Origin of the sequence: Paenibacillus glycanilyticus (genome assembly GCF_030161375.1) — a bacterium.
GTDB classification, from domain to species: domain Bacteria; phylum Bacillota; class Bacilli; order Paenibacillales; family Paenibacillaceae; genus Pristimantibacillus; species Pristimantibacillus glycanilyticus_B.
Map to the genome: position 1 here is coordinate 221,840 of NZ_BSSQ01000008.1, position 24,984 is coordinate 246,823.

Genomic DNA, 24,984 nt, shown 5'->3' on the forward strand with positions numbered 1-24,984 from the left:
CATCTGTGTCAAGTTTTTTGATACAAGATATTTTGATCCGGGAAGAGATTGAACCCTAGAATGGCAAATGAAGAATAAGCCCAGAATTACATTTTTAAATAAATGAAAGGGTTGCCCCGACACGGGGCAACCCTTTCATCGTTATCTCTTCAGCGGATCGTAACCCGCCGCCTGGTAGATCATTTCGCTCAAACGTACGACCTTGAGGGCGAACTCGCCCGGGACGAGCACTTCGTGGCGGCCAAGGATGGCGTCGATGAAGCTTTTGTCCTGGTTCGTTGTAGCAGCTGGAAGCTCCGGTACGATCGGCTCCTCGTTCAAGCGGCGGAGCGTGATTTTGCCATTGTCGTAGTAGATGCCGCCGTTGTCCCCGCAGAAAGCAAACGTCTCGTTCCAGCCCGGCGCATAGCCCGCAAAGTTCAGACCAGCCAGCGCCCCTTCCGCAAAGCGAATGGAAGTAAAGCTGTCGATTTCAACCGCTGCCCCATGGTTATGCAGCTGGGATTTCACTTCCACCGGAGTCATTCCGGTCGTCCACAGCAGCACGTCGATAATATGGCTTCCGGAGTCCATGAGGAATCCGCCACCGGAGAGCGACGGCACCTGGCGCCAAGTCCCTTGGGTAAGCTGGTACCATTCTTGACTGAGGGAAGCGGTTACAGAGGTAAGTCTGCCTATCTCCCCGTTTGCTATTGCATCCCGAATGTACAGAAACTCCGGCTGAAAATGCCGCTGGTACGATACCTGCATCACTTTCCCCGACTCTTCCGCCTTCCGAATAAGCTGCTCCGCTTCCTCCGAGGAACAAGTCATCGGCTTCTCGATCAGCACATGCAATCCTCTGTCCAGAACATCATAGGCTTGCCTGAAATGAAGCGTATGCGGCGAGCAAATGACTACCGCGTCAATCTCGCCTTGCTCCAGCATCTCCTCATAATCCGCAAATTGCCGTGCTTCCTGCAAACCAAACTTCTCGGCAAAAGCAATGCGATTGCTCTCGCTCGTATCCGATAACGCGGTAATCTGAACCTCCGGGAGCTCCAGCAGCTGCTTGGCATGCCAGCCTGCAATGCCTCCCGTTCCAATAAAACCAATCCGAATGTTGCTCATCCCATGTAGCCTCCCAACATAAATAGCCGTTCCAGTGTCTGCAATCCTGTTTCAAAACGCATTACTTGTCTAGCTTATTGGTGCAAAGGCATGTTTAGCACGCTAATAATACGCCAAAAAGGAGCCGGATTCCTGCCTGGAATCCGGCCCCTACCGATTTAAATTATTGATTATAAATCCGGTAGAACAATACGGCTGCTTCCGCCCGCGTCAATTGGCCTTTTGGCAATAGCAATCCATCATTGCCCTGCAAGAGACCCGCTTTCACAAGCGCGCTTATGCTGCTTGTCGCATACGCCGAAATCTGATCGGCATCCTTAAATGCTGAAAGCACATCTTCCGTACCCGCTGGCAAACCAGCCTTGGCAACCGTGAGAGCACGCTCGATAAACGTTGCCGCTTCTTCTCTTGTAATCGGAGCTTCCGGATTAAACCGGTTGCCTCCGGCACCGTTCGTAATGCCAAGGGCCTTTGCCGTACCCACCGCTTTGGCATAATAACGATTCGAGCTCACATCGGCAAAAGTACCTGGAGCTTCTGCCGCGAAACCAAACGTATCGACGAGCAGCTTCACGAAATCCGCCCGCTTAATCGATGCTCCGGGAGCATATGACGTATCGGATACGCCGTTAATAATTCCCTTCGCCGCAAGCACCTCGATCGCTTCTTTCGCCCAGGCATAGCCGATCAGATCGCCAAACGATTTTTGCACGAAAGCAACCGCGTATTGGCTAAAATGCTTCGTCGTAAATACGACGCTTCCAGCCGCTTCATCATACTTCCCGCTAGGTACCGGGAACGGCTTGCCGCTTCCGTCGATATACCAGACGGTCAGCTTGTTGGCATCCGCTTTCTCGGCAGCCGAAGGCGTGTACGGGATGGATACCGTCACCGGAGAACCGCCGTTATGCCAATTAATGATCTGGCCGGAAGATTGAACCGAAAGGTCAACGACCGGACGGCCGCCAATTGTCTTCTTCAGCTCCTCGCTCCAGTTGCCCGAATTCACGTTGCTTATGCTGATCGTAACCGTCTGGCCAAGCTTGCCGGCATCCGGCTTCAGCATATCGCTTGAGAGCAGAATGGTCCCCGTAGGAGTGACAAGCTCAATCTGTTTATCGGCGGATTGACCGGTCAGATAACCGGATGGCAATTCAAGCGAGTAGCCATTTGCGCCTGCTACGCTAGGAAGCACCACGGTTACCTTTTTCTTGCCGTCTTGGCTTGCTGCTGCTTTCGTGAACGCTTGATCCAGCAACGTAGCAGTCAGCGAAAGTTTTGCATTTTTTGAACCGGCGTCAACAACTGGCGTACCTTCAACCTTAACTGCCCCATTAGCGCCAACCGTCACCTTCGGCTGATCCGATTGCCCACTGCCTGAGCCGGACCCCGAACCGCTGCCAGGATTTGTTGTTCCGCCAATTGCCGTCAGTCTAGCCGACAGTCCGGATTTCACCGTTCCTTGCGGAAGCAAGCTAACAAAGTTGGTTGCAGCGTCAATGCTTGTAACGTCCTTCGACTGTTCAGCCGCCGCTACCGCTGCATTAGCCGATTGCTCGAGCAGGCTTTCGTAATCCGAGCCCAGCAGATACAGATCGCCAAACTGCGTAGCGTCCTTGCTTGTACCGATCCCTTGGTTATACTCGATAAAGCCCGAACGGCCGGCGCCGTCATGTTCATTGAGCAGTATCGTCAGACCAAGCGGATCCTCCTGCGAGAACGTATAGCCTGCGCCATGCAAGGCGGAGAGCGGAATCGTAATATCATACACCGTCTGATGAGTCGCTTCATCCCGCGTAATAACCGCATCCGCATCGTTAAATGCCCCGCCAGCTACACCAGCCGGCGCACGCCATCTCCACTTCGAGACCGTGCCGCTATTTGTAAGCGCAAATCCAAGTTCATTGACATTTTGGCTCGCAGAGCCGTCTTTTCTCGACAAATCGATGCCAAGCTGCAAGCTGTCGCCCTGCCAAATATCGCCGTTTGTCCAAGTCTGGTAATGCGTATTGTCCGTAGCGCGTACCGTTACATACAGATTATCGTTATCCCAATGGACATTCGCCTGCGCGCTCAGGTCGTCCTTGCCGCCCCAAATGCCGCCTAGGCTTGAATAATTGGTGGAGCTTGAAATATCGATAGTAGGTTGAACCTGGCTGTTATCGTCCTTGCGCGTCGCAAACGACTGCGCAGTCTTCACCTGTGTCACATAGGAATAGCCATTATCCAGCGTTACTTTGTACTTCAGCGTATCCCCTGACAAATAAGGGAGATCCACCATTACGCTCTCACCAAGCGCAATATCCTTGAAGCGAACAGGTACAAATTTGTCCTTGTAGCTGTCCGGCGCAATAACTTCGATCTTACCCGCAAGCGGATCGGATTCCGTCATGTTGGTCAGCTTCAGGGCAAAATTCGCGTTAGCCGGGTTGCTCTCGTCGAACTCGCCTTTCACCAGATCCAGCGCAACCGGAACCAGGTTTGAACCCGTTACCTTTGTCCCCGCTTCGTTGATCAGCTGCAGACCGCCTTTAAACAGGTTGTTCGCAATTACCAGCTTCTCAATAGCAGAACCCGCATACACATGATTGGTGTTTGGCTGCTGGAAGTAGGAATCATACAGCGTAATATCGCCGCCAACCGCGTTAATGCCGCGCTGCCCAACTCTCGTAAAGTTGCTCTGCTGAATGCGGACATCTCCTCCAAAAATATCGAAGGAACGCGTTGTGTCCCCCCACATCGAAGAGTTGAAGAATACGGCTTTGGAATCAAAATTCTCGCCAACCACAACATACACTTTGTCGGAGGAGCTCATCGACACCAGCTCGGTATTAATCAGCTTAAGTCCCGCTTCTCCCGCGGCATCCAGCACGGCGCCTTTCTTGCTGCCGTCCGTACCGTGGCCGATGACAACCGCTTCAGGTCCAACACCGTTCTGCTCTTCAAAATGGATTCCGTATTTCGAACCGTATACAAAAGTATTAAAGATCGTTTCATTCTTCACGTCGCCCACCCGGAACGCATCCAGATTTTCCTTCTGGTAGCTCCATACCGCGTCAAAATCCTGATCCGTGGAAGGATGGTTCGGGAAGTTGTTGCGCCCGTAATAATGCGGGTTGAACTGTACGTTGCGCATCAAGCCGCCGTCAGCGCCGCCGCCGAGGAAAATGCCTTCCATCAGCGGAGAGCCCGCAACGTAATCGATGTAATGACCGCTCGTATCGTAAGTGCCAAAATCTACGCCCTTATAAGGGTTAATGAGCGTGGTATCGATCAGGTAAACGCCGCTGCCTTTGCCTTGAACGGTCCAAGCGTAAGGCTTCACGTTCGTCCAGCTCTGCTGATCGTAATAAACGGATAAACCTCTGAGACCCGCATCCTGCTCAAGCGAGATAAACGCAGCGCCTTCGGGATTATTCTCGCCGTAAGTCGTAAACAATGCCGTTCCGCCGCCAATCGTATGATGCGGAACATCCCACGAACCGCGCAGCTCTACGCCGCTAGGTACGGTGAGCGGATTGTTGACGCGGTAAATGCCAGCCGGCAAATACACCGTACCGCCACCCGCCGCATCGGCATCGTCAAGCGCCTGCTGGATGTCCGCCGATACATCCGTCTCGCCGGTACTGTCGGCATAATAAGGAGCTGCCGTAATGTCAAACAAGCTTTCCGTAGCCGGCTTCGGACGGTTCGCCAAATCTAGCGCCGCAACGCTTGGCAACTGCTCCAGCACATATTTTGCATCCTGATGCACGTTAACCTCTGCCGCATCGCTGTTATCGGTCACAGCAAGACTGCCGCTATGTCCGGAGTTAACCGAATTAACCGTTGCCACGCTGCCTTCCAAGAGTACATGCTTCGCAGCTTTGGAGAAAGTCGATTGGCCGAGAATAAGCGAGCCGCCTTTCGCGTCAATCGCATAACCGCCGCTTTGGTCCTCCCAGTTCTCGAACGTGCTATTCTCGAACGACAATACGCCGCTGCCTTCATTTACTACCGCATGATGCGGCGTGCCGCCAAACGTTACTTGGTTGAATTGAACGATGGAATGGAAACCTTCGGTTGCATAAACCGCTTTAGGATCTGCACCCACGTTAGCCTTAAAGCTGCTATCCGAGATCAGAAGGCCAAAATCGTTAACGCCTTCGACCTTCAGGGCCACGTTGCTGTCGTGAACATTGATTTTGTACAGCTGGGCATTAGCCGTCTCAAGGCTGCCCGTTCTTGTCGTTATCCGCATGCCGGTCTTGAAATCGGCCAGGTCAATATCGGACATATACTCCCAGTCCGAGCGACCCATGACGATCCCCTCGGCGTTAGCGGTCGTATAGGCTTTCAACTCCGCCGGTTGCGGCGAACCTGCCAAGCCGGAACCCGCCCAATAGGCGGATGACAGACGGACATGCTCCAGTCTTCCGATATCGGTCGTAAAGTCGAGGAAAATACCGGTCTTCAGCACGGTACCGTACAAATTCCGCACATAGTGCAGTTCGTTCCAGCTAGGACCTATCTTGATGCCGTTATAGGAGTTGACGAGCGTTACATTCTTAACCGTCATGCTGTCCCCCGACAACTGCTCGAAGGTCCATGGATAAGCAACCGGCGAGCTAAGCGACTGTTCCGGATACCAGACGGACAAGTTTGTCACGCCGCTTACCGGCGCCAGCTGCAGGAAGCTTGGTCCGTTCTCGATGCCCTTATCCGCATATACAGCCAGGATCGTTCCTTTCGCTTGGCCGCCAGCCGCATCGGCTTCGGGACTAATCCAGTCGCCGCGAAGCGTTACCCCTGTCGGAACAATTAGATGACTGGTCAGCTTATACGTTCCCGCCGGCGCAAAAACAACGCCGCCCCCGCGGTTGCCTGCTGCGGCAAGCGCGTCCTGGAACGCTTTGGTATCATCCTTCACGCCGTCGCCGGCCGCGCCGAAGTCCTTCACGCTCATATCGGCGATCACGACATCATCCGTAGGATAGACCGTGTCGTATACTTTCGTCTCCGTAGAGACGTTTTGCTGCGGCTGGGTTTTCACCGATACCGAAGCGATATATAGGTCGGGGTTGGCGCCAATCGCCCCCGGTCCGGATACGTGAAGGCGGAAGTCGCCGCCGTTCGTGCCGTTCCCGAACTTGGCGTCGCCAAGTTTAAAGGTATGTTTTTTCCACGTATTCGTGTTCGTATAAGTAAATTCAGGCGCATCCTTAAAGGTTGCCGACAACGCATCGTATTGCAGCTTCATGCTGCCGCTGCCGCTGTCGTAATACTCAACCGTCACGAAAACATCCTGGTCCGCGTTATTGTACAAAAAGCTGTCCGAGACATCGAAGTAGAAATAAAGAATATTGGCGCCATGGTCGGTTGAGCTAATCGTCTGGTTCGTTTTCCAGTACGTCTTGCCGCCGATCTCCCCAGTCACAAGATTCTCCGCGGCGCCATCGCCAGGATGGGCCGTAATGCCGCGGGATATTGGCGTTGCGCCAAGCGTTATGCTGGCTTCCGGAGTAGCCGTTTCCTTGAGCGTCTTCTTAACCGTAACGCTAGCCAGCTTCAAATCCGGATTTTGTTCACCGTTAATGCCGCCGCCTTCAATGGCAATCCGGAAGTCTGCGCCGTTCGTGCGGTTGGCGAACTTGGCGTCGCTCAGATTAAAGGTGTAGTCCTTCCAAGTCTTTGTATCCGTGTAAGTGAACTTTGCGCTGTCCTTGAAAGCCGCCGACTGCGCATCGTATTGAAGCAGGAAACTTCCGTTTCCTTCGTCATAATAGCGAAGCGTGACATCCACGTCGTAATCCGCGCTGTCGAACAGATAATCGTCGCTAACGTTCATATACATATAGGTCGTGCCTTCTGCTTTGTTCGTCTGCCAATAAGAGGCACCCGCCACCGTTCCCGTCTGAAGTCCATCCCCGTTGTCGCCGGCTCTGCCGGAAATCCCGCTTTCCACTGGTTCAGCTCCAAGAGTTACCGTGGCAACATCGCCGTCATCTTCCGCAGCATAAACACTTTGCAAACCTATAAAACCAACCGAAGAAAATAACATTAGCATGACAAGAAATTTGGCCATTCCGGTACGTACGTTTGTCCGATTTCGATTCGTAATCACAATCAAACCTCCAGTTTGCAGATGTATTTGAGCGTTGAATCCGCTTACAAGGCGTAGAAAAAGAGAAGCCCTCCCAAAGGTGTCATCAGGCTGGCTTCTCTTGATTGTCTGTACGGTTATGTTAGTTAACTTTCAGGCTGTTACTTCTTGTTGGCAATAAACGCGTCAATTTGTTTTTGCGTTTCGGTGATGATGGCATCCAGACCGTTTTTCTTCTGCGTCTCGATGTAGTCGTTAACCGCTTTGTCTACATCCTTCACAACGCCGAACTCGATAGGTCTGCTCAGCTCGTCGCTTGCCGCGTCGCGTTTGGCCACTTCGTTCTTAATCGCGTCTTCCGCAAGGAACAGACCGTCGATTGGCGAGTTGACATTGTTAGGCTCGCTTGCAAACTTCGCTTCGTTCTCCCAGAACCCTTGTCCGTAAGTCATCGTTGGACGCATGAATTGCGGCTTCCAGAACGCCCATTGGCCGCCCCACTCCATATAGTTGCTTGTAGTGGTATCCATGCCATCCGGATATTCCGCCGTATCGCCGTTCAGGACATAAGTTTTGCCTTCGATACCGTATTGCACAAGGTCATACAAGGTTTTGTCGGTCTCGATCATATCGAGGAAACGAAGCACGCGGTCGGCGTTTTTGGAGTTGCGGTTAATCGCAACAACGTTAGCCAGAGCAGTACGGTTAATGAATTTTTTGTCCGGATAGAACTCGGAAGCCGTCAGCTTGTAAGAAGGGTCGGAGAAGCCAGGGTTCGCTTCTACCCATTCATGGGAAGTCACGGTTACAAGCTTCTTGCCGTTTCTCCACTCGGCTGCTTCATCGGTCTTGTCGATCATCGCGTCGCGGTTAATCAGATTCTCGTCATACCAGACCTTCGCGAGTTTGGATGCTTCCATATAGAATGGCTGCTGCTCGACCGGTTGTACTTTTACCGCCGGATCGTTCAGATAGAAGCCAAGACCGTGGAAGTTCAGGTCCACCCACTCGTCGCGGATCATAAAGATGGAGAGCGGCGTTGTCCGGTTAATTCTTTCGTTCGGGTAAGCTTCCTTCATCTGGCGGAGCAACTTATCCATGTCTTCGATCGTCTTCACGGAGCCTTCCGGAATATCCAGACCCGCTTTCTCCGTCAGATCGGAGCGCCAAGCGACAAATTTGCGTTCGTTCATCTTCATCGTCCACGGCAGACCAACGATATTGCCGTTAACGGTAGCCGCGCCAAGCGTGCCTTGCTCCTCGTATTTCTTATACAGGTTTGGCGCATATTGCGGCAGCAAATCATTAAGCGTCATGTAGGAGCCTTTTGCCGCCATTTGCTTGTAGGACAGCCAGTCGCCGTCGAAGTTCATATCCCATTTGTCGCCGGAAGCGGCCATAACGAGCATTTTGTCTTTGAAATCGCCAAACGGTATAAAGTTGATATCGAATTTAACATTAAGGCCTTTTTCTTTCACGTAATCGCTGACTTTGGACCATACTTCGTCCGTAGCCGCTTTTTTGTCGCCGCCGAAGTAAAACTTGAGGGTGACTTCTTTTTCCGGCTCCGTGCTTTCGGTTGCCGCGCTTTCTTTAGGAGCGTTCGTGTTCCCGCCGCTGCTGCTATTTGGCGTGTTGCCGTTGCCGTTGTTTCCGCTGCTGCATGCCGAGAGCATTAAGCTGAGCGACATCGTTGTAGCAAGAGCTAACGACATGATGCGAACCTTCTTCTTCATCGTGACCTCTCCCTTATGCTTGTCATTTATATACTACACGGCGTTAGCCGATATAGTCATCCTTTTACCGCGCCTACCATAAGGCCTTTGACGAAATAACGCTGGACGAACGGATACAGGAAAACAATGGGTCCAATCGTGACGACGGTAAGCGCCATCTTAATGGATTCCGAAGGAATTTGCGCCGATATGCGCTGCATCGCCGAAGCGTTGCTGGAGCTCTTCAAGAACTCGACGTTGGATACAAGCGTCCTGAGCAGCAGCTGCAAAGGTTGAAGCTCTTGCTTGTCGACGAACATCAGACCCAGGAACCAGTCGTTCCAATAGCTCAAGGCGACGAACAAACCAACGGTGGCCAGTACGGGCAGCGACAGAGGCATAACAAGGCGGTAAAAAATTTTGAATTCGCCCGCGCCGTCCATTTTCGCCGATTCGTTGATCTCCTCGGGAATCGAATGCATGAAATTGCGGATAAGGAACATGTTGAACGCATTGGCGAGCATCGGAAGAATCAGTGCCCACAGCGAGTCTTTCAGGTTCAGATAATGCACGCAGATGATATACCATGGCACCAGACCGCCGTTGAACAACATCGTAATGATGACGTAGACGGATAAAATATTCCGGTACTTGAACGACCGCCTCGCCATCACGTAAGCGCCCATGCTCGTAACAAATACGGATAGGATTGTTCCGGCTGTCGTCACGAGAATGCTAATGCCGTAAGCGTCGATAATCCGGTTGGAACCGAGGAACAGGATCCGGTAGGAGTCAAACGTAATGTGCTTCGGCCATAACGTGTAGCCATAATTGATAATGTCGTTCTCCGTGCTTAGCGAGCCCGAGATCACCATGATGAACGGGAATAAGCAGGATAAGCTGAACAAAGAAATGACGAGAATGATGAGAGATTGCGAGATTGAGAATTTTTTGGCGGGCATATCGTGTTTCCTCCGTTCTAGAAGATAGCCGAATCTTTATCGATTTTGCGGGCGGCATAGTTGCTTGCGATAACCAGGACAAATGCGATCATCGACTGCAGGAAGCCTGCCGCGGATGCCATGCCGATGTCGCCGGATTTGCGCAAACTGCGGTACACGAACGTATCGATAACGTCTGTTGTCGGGAACAGCAGCGAAGCGTCGCCAACCATCGCGTAGAACATCCCAAAGTCCGCATTCATAATTCTTCCCACCGCGAGCAGCGTTAAAATAATGATCGTTGGCCGCAGCATCGGAAGGCTGATGTAACGGATTTGCTGCCATCTTGTCGCTCCGTCGATCGATGCGGCTTCATAATAGGAGTTGTCGATGGAGGTCAAGGCCGCCAAATAAATGATCGTTCCGTAGCCGGTTACCTTCCACCTAATAGCGATGGTCAAGATGATTGGCCATAAGCCCGCTTCGCTGTAGAAGTCGATTGGCTGAAGGCCTATCAGGGTAAGGAAGTGGTTCACCGCGCCGCTCTCGAAGTCGAGCAGGTTGTAGGCGAATACGCCAACGACGATCCAGGAGATAAAGAACGGCAGGAACGTCAGCGACTGCGACACCCGTTTGAAATACTTGTTCCTAATCTCATTGAGCAACAGCGCGAATCCAACCTCGAAGATCAGACCCACCGTGATAAACAGCGCGTTCAGCAGGATGGTGTTTCTTACGGCCCGGAACGCGGTGTCCGAGGAGAACAAGTAATCAAAGTTATCAAATAGCGGATCCATCCAGTTGCTGCCGAAGATGCCTTTGGTGAAGTCGAAATCTTTGAAGGCGATTACAAGTCCGGCCAGCGGCAGATAGTTGAACAAAAATAGGAGTACCGCTACTGGGAGGAACATAAGCAGCAAGGTGCGATTTTTAAACAATTCCCGAATGACTCCATTTTTCATAGCGTTTTCCCTTCTCTCTTGTGATAGTTTTATTGTAGATTTGAGGGGAATCGAAAACCATGAGTGGATCTTATCCTTTATAGTTTGGGATTAAACAAACGTCCTGAGGGTGGTTTTTGCTATTAAAAAAAGGTAATAGCCCATCTAGGGGAGTAGGGTATGCTCCTTCGGCCGGCTGTTGTCTGCAGGAAATTTAGAATTAAGCCGATTGTTTATCGGATATTTCCCGCAGACAAAGGCGGACGCTTCGCTCCTCAGGAGCATACCCTACATCCTTATCTGGCTATTACTACTTTTTCAATGCAAAAAGCCGCCCGAAAGGACGGCTTTGTTTGGTGGGTGGGACCGGGGGAAGTGCTCGCTATTGTGGCAGCTCGCTTGAGTTAAGATTCGTTTAGCTGCATTGTACGAAATGCAGGATATTTTATGAGATTAGAGCTATTGGTTGAATACACTGCACAGAATGCAGCTTATTTTAGAAAAATTAGATATTTGTAAGACATTTAGTTGAATATGCTGCATTTGGTACAGGATAAATCTAGTTAGTGGGGTCGATAGAGCTACTATGCTGCATTTTGTGCAACGAGGGCAGGTTTATGCGACTGCTGTGGTTACTTTAACTTATGGTTGATGCTATGCAACAACTTGACGATCTCGGCCATTACGCGAATAAATACGCCTATTAGAATAAATTCGAATACAGTGGGAAGAAAAGGGGCTTTCGTGTCATCTTGACGCGGGACAAACGGGACTATAAACCCGATTATTATGACCGCCCACGTTAAGAAGATAAGAAACGATGCCACTTTATTCGTGCTTTTATCGGTGTAATCCAATTCATGTCCGTTCATGTTGTCTTTTTCCATATCGTTCTCCCTTCCAATCTTGCTGCCTAGTGAATGTAGACGTTATTAAACAGAAAAAGTTCCCCTCGCATATCGTTCCTCTCGGTCATTGCCAGAAAAAAACGTCAGATATAGACTAAAGAAAGAAAACGTTTACTTCGCATGCCAGAAAGGTGATGAACGAATTGACAACCTCTTCCCCCCATGTAATCTTCATTACGATGGACGAACTTCGGAAAGACGCGTTAAGCTGTTACGGCAATAAGGCGATTGAAACTCCTCATCTGGATAAGCTTGCATCGGAAAGTATACGCTTCGATAAGGCTTATGCGGTAAGCCCTTGGTGCCTGCCGTCGCGTTCTGCGATTCTGACAGGCCAATATCCTCATCAAAGCGGGGCTTATAGCAACTTCCGCAAATGCGAGCTTTCCGCCGACATCCCCAATCTGTTTGGCACGTTTCGCGAGGGCGGTTACCGGACGGCGGTATTTGGAAAATGCCACTTCTCTCCCGTACCTTATAGCCAGACACGGCCAGAAGTGACGCTAGCCTATGAAGCGTTCAGGGATTATTACCTGAAGCTAGGCATCGATCATCTGGATTTGCAGGATGACAAGCAGGTGTCCGTCTGGTTTTACGACGATTATGCCAAGGAGCTTGATGCTGCCGGTTATTTGGAAGCTTACCGCCAAGAAGTTTGGAACGAGAAGGCAAATGGGAAGGTTTTCAAATTCCCAGGACCGCCAGAGTGGCATCCCGACAGTTGGGTGGGCCGCAAAGCGGTTCAATATATAGAGTCATACGCGGAAGATCAGCCGATGTTCGCTTGGGTATCCTTTAGCGGCCCGCATTTTCCGTTTGACGCGCCCGAGCCGTATTTGGAACGTGTCGATATGTCCAAGGATACGCCGCGAAAATGGAAAGCGGATGAGTTTGACGACAAACGGCGGATCCATCACGGAAGTTATCATGGACCCGGAGGAATTGAAGGTTCGGGAGCAGCGGCGGATCAGGCTTGCAAAAATCATTCCGAAACCTATTGGCAGAACCTGCGCCGAAGCTACTACGCGAATATTTCACAGATAGACGATGCGATTGGCATGATTCTGGAATCGGTATACCGCAAATTCGGGGACAATGCGCTCATTATTGTTACGGCGGATCACGGAGAAATGCTGGGCAATCACGGGCTATGGGGGAAAAACAACTGTGCTTACGAAGATGTGCTTAACGTACCTTTATTGGTCCAATATCCTGGTGAACGACAAGGATCGGCGACCGACGCTAAAGTGATGTTAACCGATATTATGGCAACCTGCATCAAGACAGCCGGCCTCATGGAGAAAAAAACGGTGGGGCGCGACTTCCGCGAATCAATCCATGCCGGAGGTTACCCTTACGTATTCGCCGAAGGAGAAGGCTTCGCTTGCGTAAGCGATGGCAGGCATAAATATGTTCATGTGCAGAAAAACGGTCAGCAGACTTGCGAAATGTTTGATTTGGCGCATGACCCTTACGAGTACGCGAATATAGTGGACGATCCTGCTTATTCCGCAATCTTGTCCGATCTTCGCGGGCAGTTGCTTAACTTGTATATGAATAAGGTGCTAGCCTAAAAAAGAGTAAAGCCGTCCTGCGAGCAGGATGGCTTTACTCTTTTTTGACCGTCTGCTGCTTCCACTTCTCGCGAAGCTGGAGCGTTTGTTGGTTCCAGGCGTTCGTCACCGGAATCAGGTGGTTTGCATCGTAACCGTTAAAGACGATTTCATTGATCATGTTAACCCAATTATAATCGGAGAAGCCGGGGATGGTGGCGCCGGGAAGGACAAGGCCGTTGTCTTTGGTCATCTTGACCGCCTCGATATTCCGGCCCTGCCAGATTGGCGCTTGGTCGATGTAATCGGTTAGTTCCGGATCAATGACGGAAGCGTTGGCGCCTTCGTCGATCTTCCACTTCTGCGCCTCCAGCTCGAATTGGAAGCTGATCCATTTGTACGCTTCCTCCTTATGCTCCGAACCGCTGAGCAAGGCGAGCGGGCCGTAGATATGGAAGGAATATTGGTCCTTTTTCCCGCGCGGGAAAGGAAGGATGTCCCAGTTGAAATTCGCTTCCCGCTTGAGGCGCGGCAGCAGCCAGTCGCCTCCGACCTCGAAGGCGGTTTTTCCGTTCATAAAGCTGCGCACGACATCATGCTGCTCTTTGGCTTTTGACCAAGACAACATCGAACCGTCCTCCGTTACAAACTCGGTCAGCCAACGGACATCGTCCAGAACAGCCGGCGTATTCAGCAAGCTTTGCGTCATGTTATCGTTCAAATATGCAAGATTAGCCGCGTGGCCGTCTGCTGCCGCCTTCAGCGGAAGCAGGCGCATGACGAATTCTTTGCTCGTTGTTAGTCCATATTCGCCCGCGTCAGGGTCAGTCACTTGCTTCGCAATGGACCGAAAATCATCAAAAGTCCAAGTATTGGGCGGCATCGCTACTCCATGTTTCGCCAGCAGATCTTTGTTCACAACAATCCACATCGGCACGTCCACGAACGGTACGGCAAGTCTCCGCCCCCGAAAGTCCATCGTATCGAAATAACCTTCAGGCAATACTTTATCCTGGAAGGAGGTGTCTTTGTCCATATAGGGCTTGAGATTTTCCAACATCCCTTGCTGCTCGTATGCTAGAAGGTCTCCGTCGATCCAAGCCAAATCGGCCGGCGTTCCGGCCTTTTGCAGCTCTTTGACTTTAGCCACGATGTCTTTCTCGTTCGCTTCCACCTTCACCTGCTCGATCGTAATCCAGGGGTATTTCTCATGAAACTTATCATACAGCTGCTGGTAACGTTCATCCGCCCAAGTGAGCAACCTCAAGGTAACAGGGGCATTCTCCGCTTCAGGCAATTTAACGGAAGGTCCGGGCGTAACACCGGAGCATGCGGCAAGCACCAGTACAACCGTCAGGAGTAAACTTCCAACAACGTAACGTTTGTTATTCAATTGATACTCCTCCCTCTATTTCAATATCCCTTCCCCCGCATAGTCCCGTACCAGTTGCGAAAAAAGTTTCCTTGTTTCCTGCTCCGATTTGACGGTTTAACAGACTACTCCAAACCCCGATTTGACGGTTTAACAGACTACTTCAAACCCCGAACTGACGATTTAACAGACTGCTCCAAACTCCTGTCTGACAAATCACCAACTTGCTGCCCCCTAGCTCCGATTGCGAAAAAAACTTCCTTAATTCCTGCTCTTTTATCCTTATTACGCTGCTTGGTGCCCATGTTCGCCCTTTATTCCGCCTATTTGGTAATCAATTTCGCTATACGGAAATTCGTTTCCGCTTTTCATGCAAAAAGTATATAAGAACGCGAATATGCCCGAATCCACTTCAAATAAGGAAATTGGTTTCCTTATTAACGAAATAAATGAACATGCTACTTGGAGCAACTATTGAACGATTTATCAGACTGCACCATACTCCAAACTGACGAATTACCAAACTACTCCGAACTCCGAATTGACGGTTTAACAGACTACTTCAAACCCCGAATTGACGGCTTAACACCAATCTCCGATGCGACGATTTAACAGACTGACCCAAACTCCAAATTGACGATTTAACAGACTACTCCGAGCTCCTGTCTGATAAGTCACCAAATTGCTGTCCCTAGCTCCGATTACGAAAAAAACTTCCTTATTTCCTGCTCTTTTTTCCTTATTACGCTGCTTGGTGCCCATGTTCGCCCTTTATTCCACCAATTCGGTAATTTATTTCGCTATACGGAAATTCGTTTCCGCTGTTCATGCAGAAAGTACATAAGAACGGGGCGGATACCCGAATCTACCTCAGATAAGGAAATTCATTTCGTTATTAACGTAATAAATTTCCTTATCAATTTCCTTATCAAATTTCAAACATGAAAGATCGAAAAATACGAAATCAATTTCCGGGGCTCGAGCAATGAGGCATACGCTATTGGCTTAAAATACGCGCTTATACAATGAACTTAGCTAGCCTCACTAAAAACTCGCATCCAGCTCCTGGCCTTCCTGCAGCACCGGATGCCTTAGCGTAATTTTCGTTCCGCTATCCGGTCCCGTTACGATCTGCAGCTTATAAGCCTCGCCAAAATACAGCTTCAGCCGGTCGTTCACGTTACGCAGCCCTACGCCTCTGCGCGATGGCGAGAATTTGCCGCCGCCCGCCGGCTCCTCTGCTTGCCCCAGCTGATCGAGCACATGCTGCGGAATGCCTTTGCCATTATCGGCGATATCGATCACGATATCCTCTTCTTCCCGCCTTGCGGCGATCATGATTTTTCCTTTGTCGAAGTTATCCCTCACGCTATGCTGGATCGCATTCTCGACGAGAGGCTGCAGGAGCAACCGCAGGAACGGTAGCTCAAGCGTTTCATCATCGCAGGAGTACAAGATCCGGACCGTCTGGCCCATCCTTGCCTGCTCGATCGCGACATAAGCTTTCACCTGGTCAAATTCCCGCTTCAGTGTCGTAATTTCCTTGCCTTGGTTAAGGCTCAAACGAAGCAGATTGCCCAGAGCCGACACCATCTCGCTTATATCGCTGCGGCCGTGATTTTCCGCCTTCCACCGGATCGACTCCAGCGTGTTATACAGGAAATGCGGATTAATCTGATGACTCAGCACCTGGAATTCGAGCGCCTTCTTATTGCGTTCCGAACGCGCGGCGTCCTTCACTAACCCGTCAATCCGATGCACCATACTGCCAACGCTCCGGTACAGCCACCCCACCTCATCCTTGCGTGAAGACCATGGCGAGAGAAAATGAAGATTATCCGCTTCCAGCTTGCGCATCAGACGAACAAGATGGGCGATCGGCTGCGTATACGTGACGGTCAAATAAACAACAACGCTGAAGCAGCACAGCATATAGACAATTAGAAAAATAATGAGAACCCGGTTAATCTCGTCCATCGTGCCGGTCAGTTCCTTAAGTGGAGTTAAGCTGACAATCGTCCACGGATAATTGGCCATCGTCACGTAAGTGGCGAGATACGTATTCCCGCCGATCGTCATGGATTGCGAGCCGGAGTCGCTTTTTTTCATATAGCTGATGAAAGCTTCCGAAGGAAACGCTTGCCCCGTCCACTCGTTCAGAGCCGAGTCATAATCGACGATCCCTTTCTCGTTCAGAAGCAGCAGCTTCTGATCCTTCAACTGATCCGACGGCGAGAAATACCGTTCCAAGAAATCATCGGACAAATCCGTAGCGATCAGGCCGCGCAGCTTCGAATCATACAACCCGGAGAAACGCTTGACGTAGGTAAGCAGCGGTTTGGCGTATTTCCCCTGCTTCGGCATGGTCAGGTACCAGGTTGGCTCCACCGTTGCTTTGGAACGCTGGAACCAGTATTGATCGCCAATTCGCACCGATTCGTCAATCGATCTCATATAGGAAGGATACTTCGTTGGGTTGATCGGATACACCTTCACCCGGAAGGCGTCAATGACCGGCGTTGCATGATACAAAGCCGTCAGCATGTTGACGGTGAAATTTTCTTCCTCCTGCTCGTCAACGGGCTCCTTGTACAGCAGGTCCTGAATGCTTTTATTGCCAATGACCTCATTCACCTGATCATTCAAGCTATATAAATAAATCTCGAAGTTCTTCTTCGCCTGAAGAAGATTGCTCATCGTCATCTTCGTATTCGTCTCGGATATCCCCTCAATCGATTTGATATGGGAATAGTAGGCAAACAATAGAAACGGGACGATGATAATAAGGAGAAAAATAAAAATCATACGATTGCGGAAGGAAGACGCCAGCCGAAACGAAACTTTTCGCATACCCGGTAAACCTGCCTTTCTTATAGGACGCAGCCCCATTAATTCTAACAAAAGAATGATCATCCGCGCAGACGATAACATTCCCCCTTAAAGTTTGCGTTTCCCTCATTGCGGGCGCGTACCCGATTTTTTACACTAGTTGCGTAATGAATAACCTTCTATGAAAAAAAGAAAAGAGGAACCATCATGCCATCTTCCAAGCGTATAGTTCATGTCATCTCGCATACCCACTGGGACCGGGAATGGTATATGCCGTACGAAGCCCATCACGTCAAGCTGATCGAGACGATGGATACGCTGCTCCGCACATTCGAATCCGATCCCGAATTCCGCAGCTTCTATCTCGACGGACAAACGATTGTCCTCGACGATTATTTGCAAGTGTACCCGGAGAAACGGGAACAGATCCAGAAGTTATGCGATGAGGGCAAGCTTTCTCTTGGCCCTTGGTATATTTTGCAGGATGAATTTCTAACAAGCAGCGAAGCCAATGTCCGCAATTTGCAGATTGGCCATCGCGATGCGGCCAAATTCGGACCGATCTCCAAGCTTGGCTATTTCCCCGATTCGTTCGGCAATATGGGACAGGCCGCGCAACTGCTGAAGCAAGCCGGCATCGATACGGCCGTCTTCGGACGCGGCGTCAAAGCGACGGGCTTTAATAACCGCGTGGATGATTCGGGACTGGAGTCCCCGTTCTCCGAACTGATCTGGCAATCGCCGGACGGCTCCAGCGTGCTTGGCCTATTGTTTGCCAACTGGTATAACAACGGCATGGAAATTCCGGTTGATCCTACTCACGCCAAACCTTACTGGGATCATCGTCTAGCCCGGGCCGAGCAATTTGCGTCCACCCGGCATTTGCTGCTCATGAACGGCTGCGATCATCAACCGGTGCAGACCAATCTGTCGGAAGCGCTTCGCATCGCAAGAGAGTTGTTCCCAGACTATGAGTTTGTCCATTCGAACTTCGACGATTACGTGAAAGCCGTGGAAGCCGAGCGTCCGGATACCCTTAGCGTTACGCGGGGCGAGCTGCGGGGCCAGCAAACCGATGGCTGGTATTCCCTAGTTAACACCGCGTCCGCCCGCGTCTATATTAAGCAGTTGAATCAGCAAAACCAGACGTTGCTCGAGAAAGTGGCAGAACCGCTTGCCGCAGCGGCCCATCAGCTTGGCAAGCCTTATCCGCATGGCCTAATGCAATACGCCTGGAAAACGCTGATGCAGAACCATCCTCATGACAGCATCTGCGGCTGCAGCGTGGATGAGGTGTACGACGAGATGAAGACGCGGTTCGCCAAAAGCATGGAAGTCGGCAAACGGCTGACGGAAGACAGCGTCCTGTTCATCGGCTCGAAGATGGATACCTCTTTCTTCGCCTCTTACAGCGAGGAAGCCGTGCCACTAGCCGTCTTCAACACTAGCGGTTACGAAGGGTCCTCCGTCGTAACGATGGAGCTTGAATTCGCGCATCAATTCTTCGACCAAAGCGAAGATCCGGTAGCGATCGCCGCGGCGGTTAAAGCGCGCACACATGCCGAGGGTTATCTGATTGATGCAGCCGGAACCGCCATTGCGCATACCGCGCAAGATCTTGGCGTCCGCTTCGGCTACGAGCTGCCAAACGATAAATTCCGCCAGCCTTATATGGCACGCGCGATCCGGTTAACTTTTGAAGCGACTGACCTGCCGCAGCTTGGGTACAACTCCTACGCATGGATTCCAACGGCCGGCCGTACCGTTACTCCTGCGCCGACTGAGGAACAAAAGTCTCTTCTCCATGACGGCCGCGTCATCGAGAACCGCCACCTGAAACTCACGGTCCATGACGACGGAAGTTACTCCGTCTACCACAAGACCAGCGGTCAAACCTTCAGCGGACTAGGCGTCTACGAAGATGTCGGCGATATCGGCAACGAATATATTTTCAAACAACCGGCAGGCGATGCAGCGATCACGACCAAAGGTCTAAAAGCGGCGATCCGTGTCGTGGAAGATACGCCATACCGGGCCACAATTGAAATCATTCATTCGCTAGCCATACCGGTTGGCGCGGATGATCAATTGGCCCAAGAGGTCAACTCGATGGTTGAATTCCGCAGCCGCAAGGCCGGGCGTTCGAGCGAACTTGCTCCGCTTGTTATCGTCACGCGGCTTAGCGTGGACCGCAATGGCAAAGGCATACGCGTTCACGCTGCTATCAATAACGCCTCGAAGGATCACCGCGTGCGGGTACTGATGCCATCCGATGCCGAATGCAAGACGCATTATGCCGATTCGATCTTTGAAGTGGCCGAGCGTCAGACCGTTCCGTCCTCGGTATGGGAGAACCCAAGCAACTGCCAGCATTTGCAGACGTTCATCGATGTTCATGATCACGCTAGAGGACTAACGGCAGCCGGTAAAGGGCTTAACGAATACGAAGTGCTGCAGGACGGCCGGAATACGATTGCCTTGACGCTGCTTCGCTCCGTTGGCGAACTTGGCGATTGGGGCGTGTTCCCTACGCCGGATGCCCAATGCCTTGGCAACAATATCGCCGAGTGGATGATCATCCCGTACGGCGGCGACAGCGAGCGGTTTGACGCATATCGCGAGGCCTACCGGTTCCCCGTTCCGCTCACGGCAACTCGCGTTAACTTGCAGCAAGGCGAGCTTCCGTTAACGGACCAATTCCTTGCTTGGAACGGAGAAAATCTTGCTTTCTCTAGTCTCAAGATCAACGAAGAGCGCGGGGACCTGATGGCCCGCTGGTACAATTTATCGGGCGAGCCGTCTACGTTAGCCGTTCAGCCAAATGCCGCCGCTAATGATGAAGCCTATTTGAGCAACATCATGGAAGATGCCGGAGACGAAGCTGAGGCTACAGGCAGCAGCATTCCGGTTGAAGGCTACAAAATCGTTACCGTTGGCTTCAAATCATAATCTTCAATAATTAAAGCAAAAAGGCAGATCCAAAGGGAAAGCGATATTCACCTTGGATACTGCCTTTATGCGTTACTCCCTTTATGCGTTACTCCCTTTATGCGTTACTCCCTTTATGCGTTACTCTTCGATAATCCCCCGTTGTCTGCGGTATTCCTTTGGCGTGCAGCCAACTTGCTTCTTGAATAGCTTCGAGAAATGAACCGGATCTTTGTAGCCGACCTGGTACGAAATCTGGTACACCTTGTACTGGATATCTCCTAGCATCTCCTTGGCCTTCTCGATTCGGATATCGGTCAAATATTCAAGGAAGGTTTGCCGTTTCTCTTTCTTGAACAATTTGCTGAGCCAGACGGGAGTCACATGCACGGCGCTTGCCACGCTATGCAGCGTCAAGCTGTCCGCATAATCGCGCTGCAGTATTTTTTCCGCTTCGGATACGATTTGGCTTGGCGTAGAAGATAAGCTCCGGAAATCGGCTGCGATCTCCTTCAGGCAACGTTCGGCCTGCTCCCTCAGCGATTGCAGCGTATCGTATAACTCGAGCTGCTCCCAGAGCGCGATCGGGTTGCTTCCCCACTTCTTATTCGGTATGCCGGCCGTGGCCGCTTTCTTGAACACCTCAAACAGCCATTCGAATATATGCTGTTGAATATCCCGAAGCTGGGTGAGCTGCCAAGCTTGAACCATAAGCTCGAACCGGTCCATTGCCGCCGCGATGTCCTCATCCGAACCGTATTTCACCAGATCCAGTACCTCTTCCGGCTCGGCAAGCGTAAGATCGCCGGACTCGCCTTCTTCGAAGCTGCCTTGCAGCGTAAAGACGCGGTTGCCGCCGTAGACGGCTTTTTGCTCAAGAACGCTCAGCGCTTCATTATACATTTCATGCAAATGTTCAAAGGTGCAAGGGTTCGTCCGAAGCCCGATGCTTGCTTTTACTTTTACGAAATCATTGATGCGCTTAATGCACAGATGCGCAGCCCCGCTCGTCAGTTCCGCCTGCTCCAAGCGCCGGCAGCTGAGCAGGACAACCCATCTGCCGGCACTGTCCGTGCAGATCGCAAACGGATAAGGATAATCCTCCTCCAGCGTCTGATTCACGACATTGCCCATGCCAAACAGGATTAAATCCTTCTCTTGCGCGCGGCGGTTCTCAATCGCCTTCAGATCATCGGCTTCAATGACCATAACCGTCATATGATCGGATGTAATCCATTCCATATTTAACGTGGACAACCTGTGGCGGCGGCGTGTTTCCTTATACGGATCATGCTCCTGCTCCAGCATCTCCCGAAGCAGCTCTTCGCGCATTTTCGGAATGGCGAACTTCACCTGATTGATCAGCTGCTGCTCATTGTGCTGCTCTAACCTCTTCCGCTGAATATTCTCGGCCGCTTTGCGGACAATCTGCTCCAGCTCGCTAATATTAATCGGTTTAAGAATATAATCAAGCGCTCCGGTTTTCATGGCCTGCTTCACTAAGTCGAAATCATCATAACCGCTGACCACAACCGCTTCCGGATGATACTCTTTAATCGGCTGCAAAGCATTCAGAAATTCCAGCCCGGACATCCGGTTCATTTTTATATCCGTTACCACAAGCTCCGGACGTAAGTCCTGCGCCAGCATTAGCGCCGTATCGCCGTCGTCGGCGACCAGCACTTCCTCGAAACCAAACGAAGCCCAAGGAAAGCGGTTACGTAATCCTTCGCGAATCTCGAATTCGTCATCTACGATTAAAGCGCGCAGCATCCACTCACCTGCCCCATTTGTTTGCGAATTGTCTCTCTAGTTGTCTAAAGCCTACCTCCATACTATACGACTCGATTTTGGATTGCACGGGGGTAAAAGAAAACTTTATGGGGTTGTATTAAATTGTTGAGGAATGCTGCGCCGTCACTAACCCTTACTAACCGATTACAAGGAAAGGCTCCAGCTCTTTGAATAGCTTTTTGTAGTTCACGTCATCGGGAATCACTAACGTTAGCGGTTCGTTCAGCTTTAGAACAAACAGACCAAGAATCGACTTGGCGTCGGCCATGCCGCTTTTGCCGTGAATCCAAATGTCGAAGTCGTACCGGGATACGATGTGGTTAATTTGTTCGATGTCCTTGATGTCTTTTACTTTAATCGGCGTGATCATCAGGTTATCTCCTTTTTGCATCCAACTTTTTCTTATTAGTTGTTCGCCGGCAGACATTGCTTTATTCGTCCAAGCATAACATGTAGGGGACAGGTAATTTTGGAAAGGAGAGGGCTGACATGGCTTGGCGTGAACTCATACCTAACGATGCGAAAAAAACGCTGGATACGTTAATCGACCGAAAAAGAAAACTGGAAACCTTTAAGTCACGAGCTGCTTTCTGCGCGCTGCTGTGCTTGTTTTGCTTTTTGCTGTTTGCCATCGCGTATTATCGAAATATCGGCACCCTTCATGGCAGCTTTGCAAGTTTGTATGAGGGCATCGTCGGCAGTTCCTTTCTGCTCTTCCTGTTATCTGTCTTCATCGTAAGCTTTGTCTATTTGTACGTGCTGGCCAAGGAGATTGATAAAGCAAAGAAGAAATACGATACGCTTAGGGAAGAAACGATCGATAAATTCGATACGACCTGGCTGAAAAGCATCAACTTCGAGACAAGAAGCGAAATTTCGATCGAGATGAACAGTTACGACATTAACATCGACTATAAAGGTTAACACAAGAAATCCCCCTCCACTTGCGACAGGGGGATTTGCTTATGCGGAATTAACCGCGTACCGCTTCCAGAATTTCTAGCTTTTCATAAAGACTATATGTATAACGCTTGAAGCTTCCCAATACTTCGAGAAGTTCTTGATAGGCATAATCAAATAAGCGACAGATGCATTCCATTTCCAATTGCCAGCCTAGCCCAAGAGCGGGAAGACTAAACGATATGCTGTCCATTTTACGTTCGATCTCATACAACACTTTCTCTATTTGTGCTCTAGATACTTCTCTTTCGTCCTGATGTGAACAGTCTTGTATGGCGGAGGACAACTCTGCAAGCCTGACTGTAAAGCGAATGAGCAAATCATTAAGAGCGGAGAACGATGATGCATACTCTGCATACTCTTGCTTCCAATATTGAAGATACTTGATTGAATAAGTGACGAATAACCGGGATTTTGAAAAAGTGTCATGATACTCGCAAAGAAATAGACGTGTGGACATGGTGGGGTCTCCTTTTACGGGGAATTTGTGCGAAATGAGCTTGGGGATGGGAGTGCCGAGGTAGTAGGGCAACTCCTGAGAGAGGGCTCATCCATAGCTATTCCATAAAAAATATTACTTCCAAGGGAGCATTTTGGCAAGCCCGACAAAGTAAAAAACAAGCCCTACGGCTTAAGACCGATAGGGCTGCTTGTGCGTATGGATTTACTTTTCGTTGTATTTCCCCGGCATCCCAAAGTCAGGCGTTCCGTCTTCCTTCCAGCTGAATGGCTGAATGCGCGCATGGCGGTTTGGATCGGATAATGGATCGCCTACAAGCTCCTTATAAGGCCGGGCATGGTACACGATAAGCTCCGTCATGCCATCCTCGCTCACCGTAAAGCTGTTATGCCCGGGACCGTAATTTTCCGTCTCCTCATTGGTTTCAAACACGGGAAAAGGATGCTTGATCCAGCTTCCGGAATCCAGTAGATCTGCATCAAGCGAAGCTTCCAAGAGACCCATGCAATAACGGTGGTCGGTCGCGCTTGCCGAAAACGTTACAAAAATCCGCCCGTTGCGCTTCAGCACGGCAGGTCCTTCGTTCACCCGGAAACCTTGAATTTCCCACTCATATTCCGGTGTTGCGATTAACGCTTGGGGACCCATAATCGTCCACGGATTAGCCAGCTTGGCTATGTACAGATTGCTGTCCGAATCTTTGTATTGCGCCCAGATGAGATACCGTTCTCCATTGTGCTCGAAGGTTGTAGCGTCAAGGGAGAAGCTCTCGAAGTCGAGCTTGATCTTCCCCTTTTCCACCCAGGTGCCGGTTATCGGATCTTCATCGCCGCATTCCAGCACATACGGACGAATCGCCCATTGATCCTCCGCCGTTCCCGCCGCGAAATAGACGTACCACTTGCCGTCGATGAAATGAAGCTCCGGTGCCCAAATGTGGTTGCCCATCTCTCCAGCTTCATGCTTGCGCCAGATTACCGTCTCCTCAGCGTCAACAAGCCCATCCAACGTAGCCGACTTTCGCAAGACAAGCCGGTCATATTCCGGCACGGAGGCCGTGAAATAATAGAAGCCGTCCGTATGCCTCAGCACATAAGGATCAGCCCGGTTGAGAATCCAAGGCTTTAAATAATTATTCGTATCCAACATGATTCCGTCACCTCAGAGAATGAAGTTAGTCTAGTGAATCTTGGTTGTATGGAATCTATTATAACGAAAATAGCATTGAAAATAATCAAAACCTTCCATTCTGCATGCCTCACTATTGCCTTAGCGTAATGGAACGTTACCGTATATCCTGTTTGAAGCGGTTGCCGGAAAATAAAAGAAGGCTGCCCCTAATCGGGCAGCCCGGGACTGACCCCATAGAGTGAGACAAATTAAAACACCTT

The 24,984-nt window shown here is 50.6% G+C and carries 15 protein-coding genes; 3 read left to right on the forward strand and 12 right to left on the reverse strand.

All coding sequences use genetic code 11. The features are described 5' to 3' along the window. Positions 1 to 141: 141 nt before the first annotated feature. From QQK89_RS10460 to QQK89_RS10485, 6 genes are all read right to left on the reverse strand, one after another. A complete protein-coding gene (locus QQK89_RS10460) occupies positions 142 to 1,110 on the reverse strand; it encodes a Gfo/Idh/MocA family protein (protein ID WP_284238490.1) in 969 nt (322 codons plus the stop codon). A 163-nt stretch (positions 1,111 to 1,273) separates the two neighbouring features. Continuing rightward, positions 1,274 to 7,213 carry an S-layer homology domain-containing protein gene (locus QQK89_RS10465; RefSeq protein WP_284238491.1) on the reverse strand — a complete coding sequence of 1,980 codons (5,940 nt, stop codon included), beginning with the start codon at positions 7,211 to 7,213 and terminating at the stop codon, positions 1,274 to 1,276. Between the two features lie 140 nt (positions 7,214 to 7,353). Next, on the reverse strand, positions 7,354 to 8,928 hold the full coding sequence (locus tag QQK89_RS10470; protein ID WP_284238492.1) for an extracellular solute-binding protein: 1,575 nt from the start codon (positions 8,926 to 8,928) through the stop codon (positions 7,354 to 7,356). Positions 8,929 to 8,984: 56 nt separating this feature from the next. Further along, the gene (locus QQK89_RS10475; protein WP_284238493.1) at positions 8,985 to 9,869 is read right to left on the reverse strand and encodes a carbohydrate ABC transporter permease; all 885 of its coding nucleotides are present in this window, start codon (positions 9,867 to 9,869) and stop codon (positions 8,985 to 8,987) included. A gap of 17 nt (positions 9,870 to 9,886) precedes the next feature. Beyond that, positions 9,887 to 10,810, reverse strand: coding sequence for an ABC transporter permease (locus QQK89_RS10480; RefSeq protein WP_284238494.1), 924 nt, complete (start codon positions 10,808 to 10,810; stop codon positions 9,887 to 9,889). 611 nt (positions 10,811 to 11,421) lie between these two features. Then, positions 11,422 to 11,676: a hypothetical protein gene (locus tag QQK89_RS10485; RefSeq protein WP_284238495.1), complete on the reverse strand. Its 255-nt coding sequence runs from the start codon at positions 11,674 to 11,676 to the stop codon at positions 11,422 to 11,424. Positions 11,677 to 11,840: 164 nt separating this feature from the next. On the opposite strand from QQK89_RS10485, the gene QQK89_RS10490 reads away from it, so the two are divergent. Next, positions 11,841 to 13,271, forward strand: a complete 1,431-nt coding sequence (locus QQK89_RS10490; RefSeq protein ID WP_284238496.1) for a sulfatase family protein — start codon at positions 11,841 to 11,843, stop codon at positions 13,269 to 13,271. Positions 13,272 to 13,305: 34 nt separating this feature from the next. Here the strand turns inward: QQK89_RS10490 and QQK89_RS10495 are convergent, their stop codons facing one another. Both QQK89_RS10495 and QQK89_RS10500 read right to left on the reverse strand, forming a co-directional pair. Further along, complete coding sequence (locus tag QQK89_RS10495; protein ID WP_284238497.1) at positions 13,306 to 14,643, reverse strand: ABC transporter substrate-binding protein; 1,338 nt, start codon at positions 14,641 to 14,643, stop codon at positions 13,306 to 13,308. A 1,023-nt stretch (positions 14,644 to 15,666) separates the two neighbouring features. Continuing rightward, positions 15,667 to 17,472, reverse strand: coding sequence for a cache domain-containing sensor histidine kinase (locus QQK89_RS10500; RefSeq protein ID WP_284238498.1), 1,806 nt, complete (start codon positions 17,470 to 17,472; stop codon positions 15,667 to 15,669). Positions 17,473 to 17,658: 186 nt separating this feature from the next. Between QQK89_RS10500 and QQK89_RS10505 the strand changes: the two genes are divergently transcribed. Beyond that, entirely contained in the window at positions 17,659 to 20,400 is a 2,742-nt protein-coding gene (locus QQK89_RS10505; protein WP_284238499.1) for an alpha-mannosidase, read from the forward strand. 120 nt (positions 20,401 to 20,520) lie between these two features. Here the strand turns inward: QQK89_RS10505 and QQK89_RS10510 are convergent, their stop codons facing one another. Then, complete coding sequence (locus QQK89_RS10510; protein WP_284238500.1) at positions 20,521 to 22,152, reverse strand: response regulator transcription factor; 1,632 nt, start codon at positions 22,150 to 22,152, stop codon at positions 20,521 to 20,523. A 157-nt stretch (positions 22,153 to 22,309) separates the two neighbouring features. Beyond that, on the reverse strand, positions 22,310 to 22,543 hold the full coding sequence (locus QQK89_RS10515; RefSeq protein WP_284238501.1) for an HPr family phosphocarrier protein: 234 nt from the start codon (positions 22,541 to 22,543) through the stop codon (positions 22,310 to 22,312). Positions 22,544 to 22,662: 119 nt separating this feature from the next. Here QQK89_RS10515 and QQK89_RS10520 point away from each other — a divergent pair, with 119 nt between their 5' ends. Next, positions 22,663 to 23,097 carry a DUF2663 family protein gene (locus QQK89_RS10520; RefSeq protein WP_284238502.1) on the forward strand — a complete coding sequence of 145 codons (435 nt, stop codon included), beginning with the start codon at positions 22,663 to 22,665 and terminating at the stop codon, positions 23,095 to 23,097. Positions 23,098 to 23,146: 49 nt separating this feature from the next. Here QQK89_RS10520 and QQK89_RS10525 read toward each other — a convergent pair whose 3' ends face one another. Together QQK89_RS10525 and QQK89_RS10530 are read right to left on the reverse strand one after the other, a co-directional pair. Continuing rightward, positions 23,147 to 23,593, reverse strand: a complete 447-nt coding sequence (locus QQK89_RS10525; protein ID WP_284238503.1) for a hypothetical protein — start codon at positions 23,591 to 23,593, stop codon at positions 23,147 to 23,149. Positions 23,594 to 23,797: 204 nt separating this feature from the next. Next, a complete protein-coding gene (locus tag QQK89_RS10530; RefSeq protein WP_284238505.1) occupies positions 23,798 to 24,742 on the reverse strand; it encodes a glycoside hydrolase family 43 protein in 945 nt (314 codons plus the stop codon). Positions 24,743 to 24,984 lie beyond the last annotated feature (242 nt).

Coding starts and splice junctions, on each gene's coding strand:
- QQK89_RS10505 (WP_284238499.1), top strand. CDS start 17,659: ATGCCATCTTCCAAGCGTATAGTTCATGTCATCTCGCATACCCACTGG.
- QQK89_RS10485 (WP_284238495.1), bottom strand. CDS start 11,676: ATGGAAAAAGACAACATGAACGGACATGAATTGGATTACACCGATAAA.
- QQK89_RS10470 (WP_284238492.1), bottom strand. CDS start 8,928: ATGAAGAAGAAGGTTCGCATCATGTCGTTAGCTCTTGCTACAACGATG.
- QQK89_RS10500 (WP_284238498.1), bottom strand. CDS start 17,472: ATGCGAAAAGTTTCGTTTCGGCTGGCGTCTTCCTTCCGCAATCGTATG.
- QQK89_RS10515 (WP_284238501.1), bottom strand. CDS start 22,543: ATGATCACGCCGATTAAAGTAAAAGACATCAAGGACATCGAACAAATT.
- QQK89_RS10530 (WP_284238505.1), bottom strand. CDS start 24,742: ATGTTGGATACGAATAATTATTTAAAGCCTTGGATTCTCAACCGGGCT.
- QQK89_RS10480 (WP_284238494.1), bottom strand. CDS start 10,810: ATGAAAAATGGAGTCATTCGGGAATTGTTTAAAAATCGCACCTTGCTG.
- QQK89_RS10520 (WP_284238502.1), top strand. CDS start 22,663: ATGGCTTGGCGTGAACTCATACCTAACGATGCGAAAAAAACGCTGGAT.
- QQK89_RS10510 (WP_284238500.1), bottom strand. CDS start 22,152: ATGCTGCGCGCTTTAATCGTAGATGACGAATTCGAGATTCGCGAAGGA.
- QQK89_RS10525 (WP_284238503.1), bottom strand. CDS start 23,593: ATGTCCACACGTCTATTTCTTTGCGAGTATCATGACACTTTTTCAAAA.
- QQK89_RS10475 (WP_284238493.1), bottom strand. CDS start 9,869: ATGCCCGCCAAAAAATTCTCAATCTCGCAATCTCTCATCATTCTCGTC.
- QQK89_RS10460 (WP_284238490.1), bottom strand. CDS start 1,110: ATGAGCAACATTCGGATTGGTTTTATTGGAACGGGAGGCATTGCAGGC.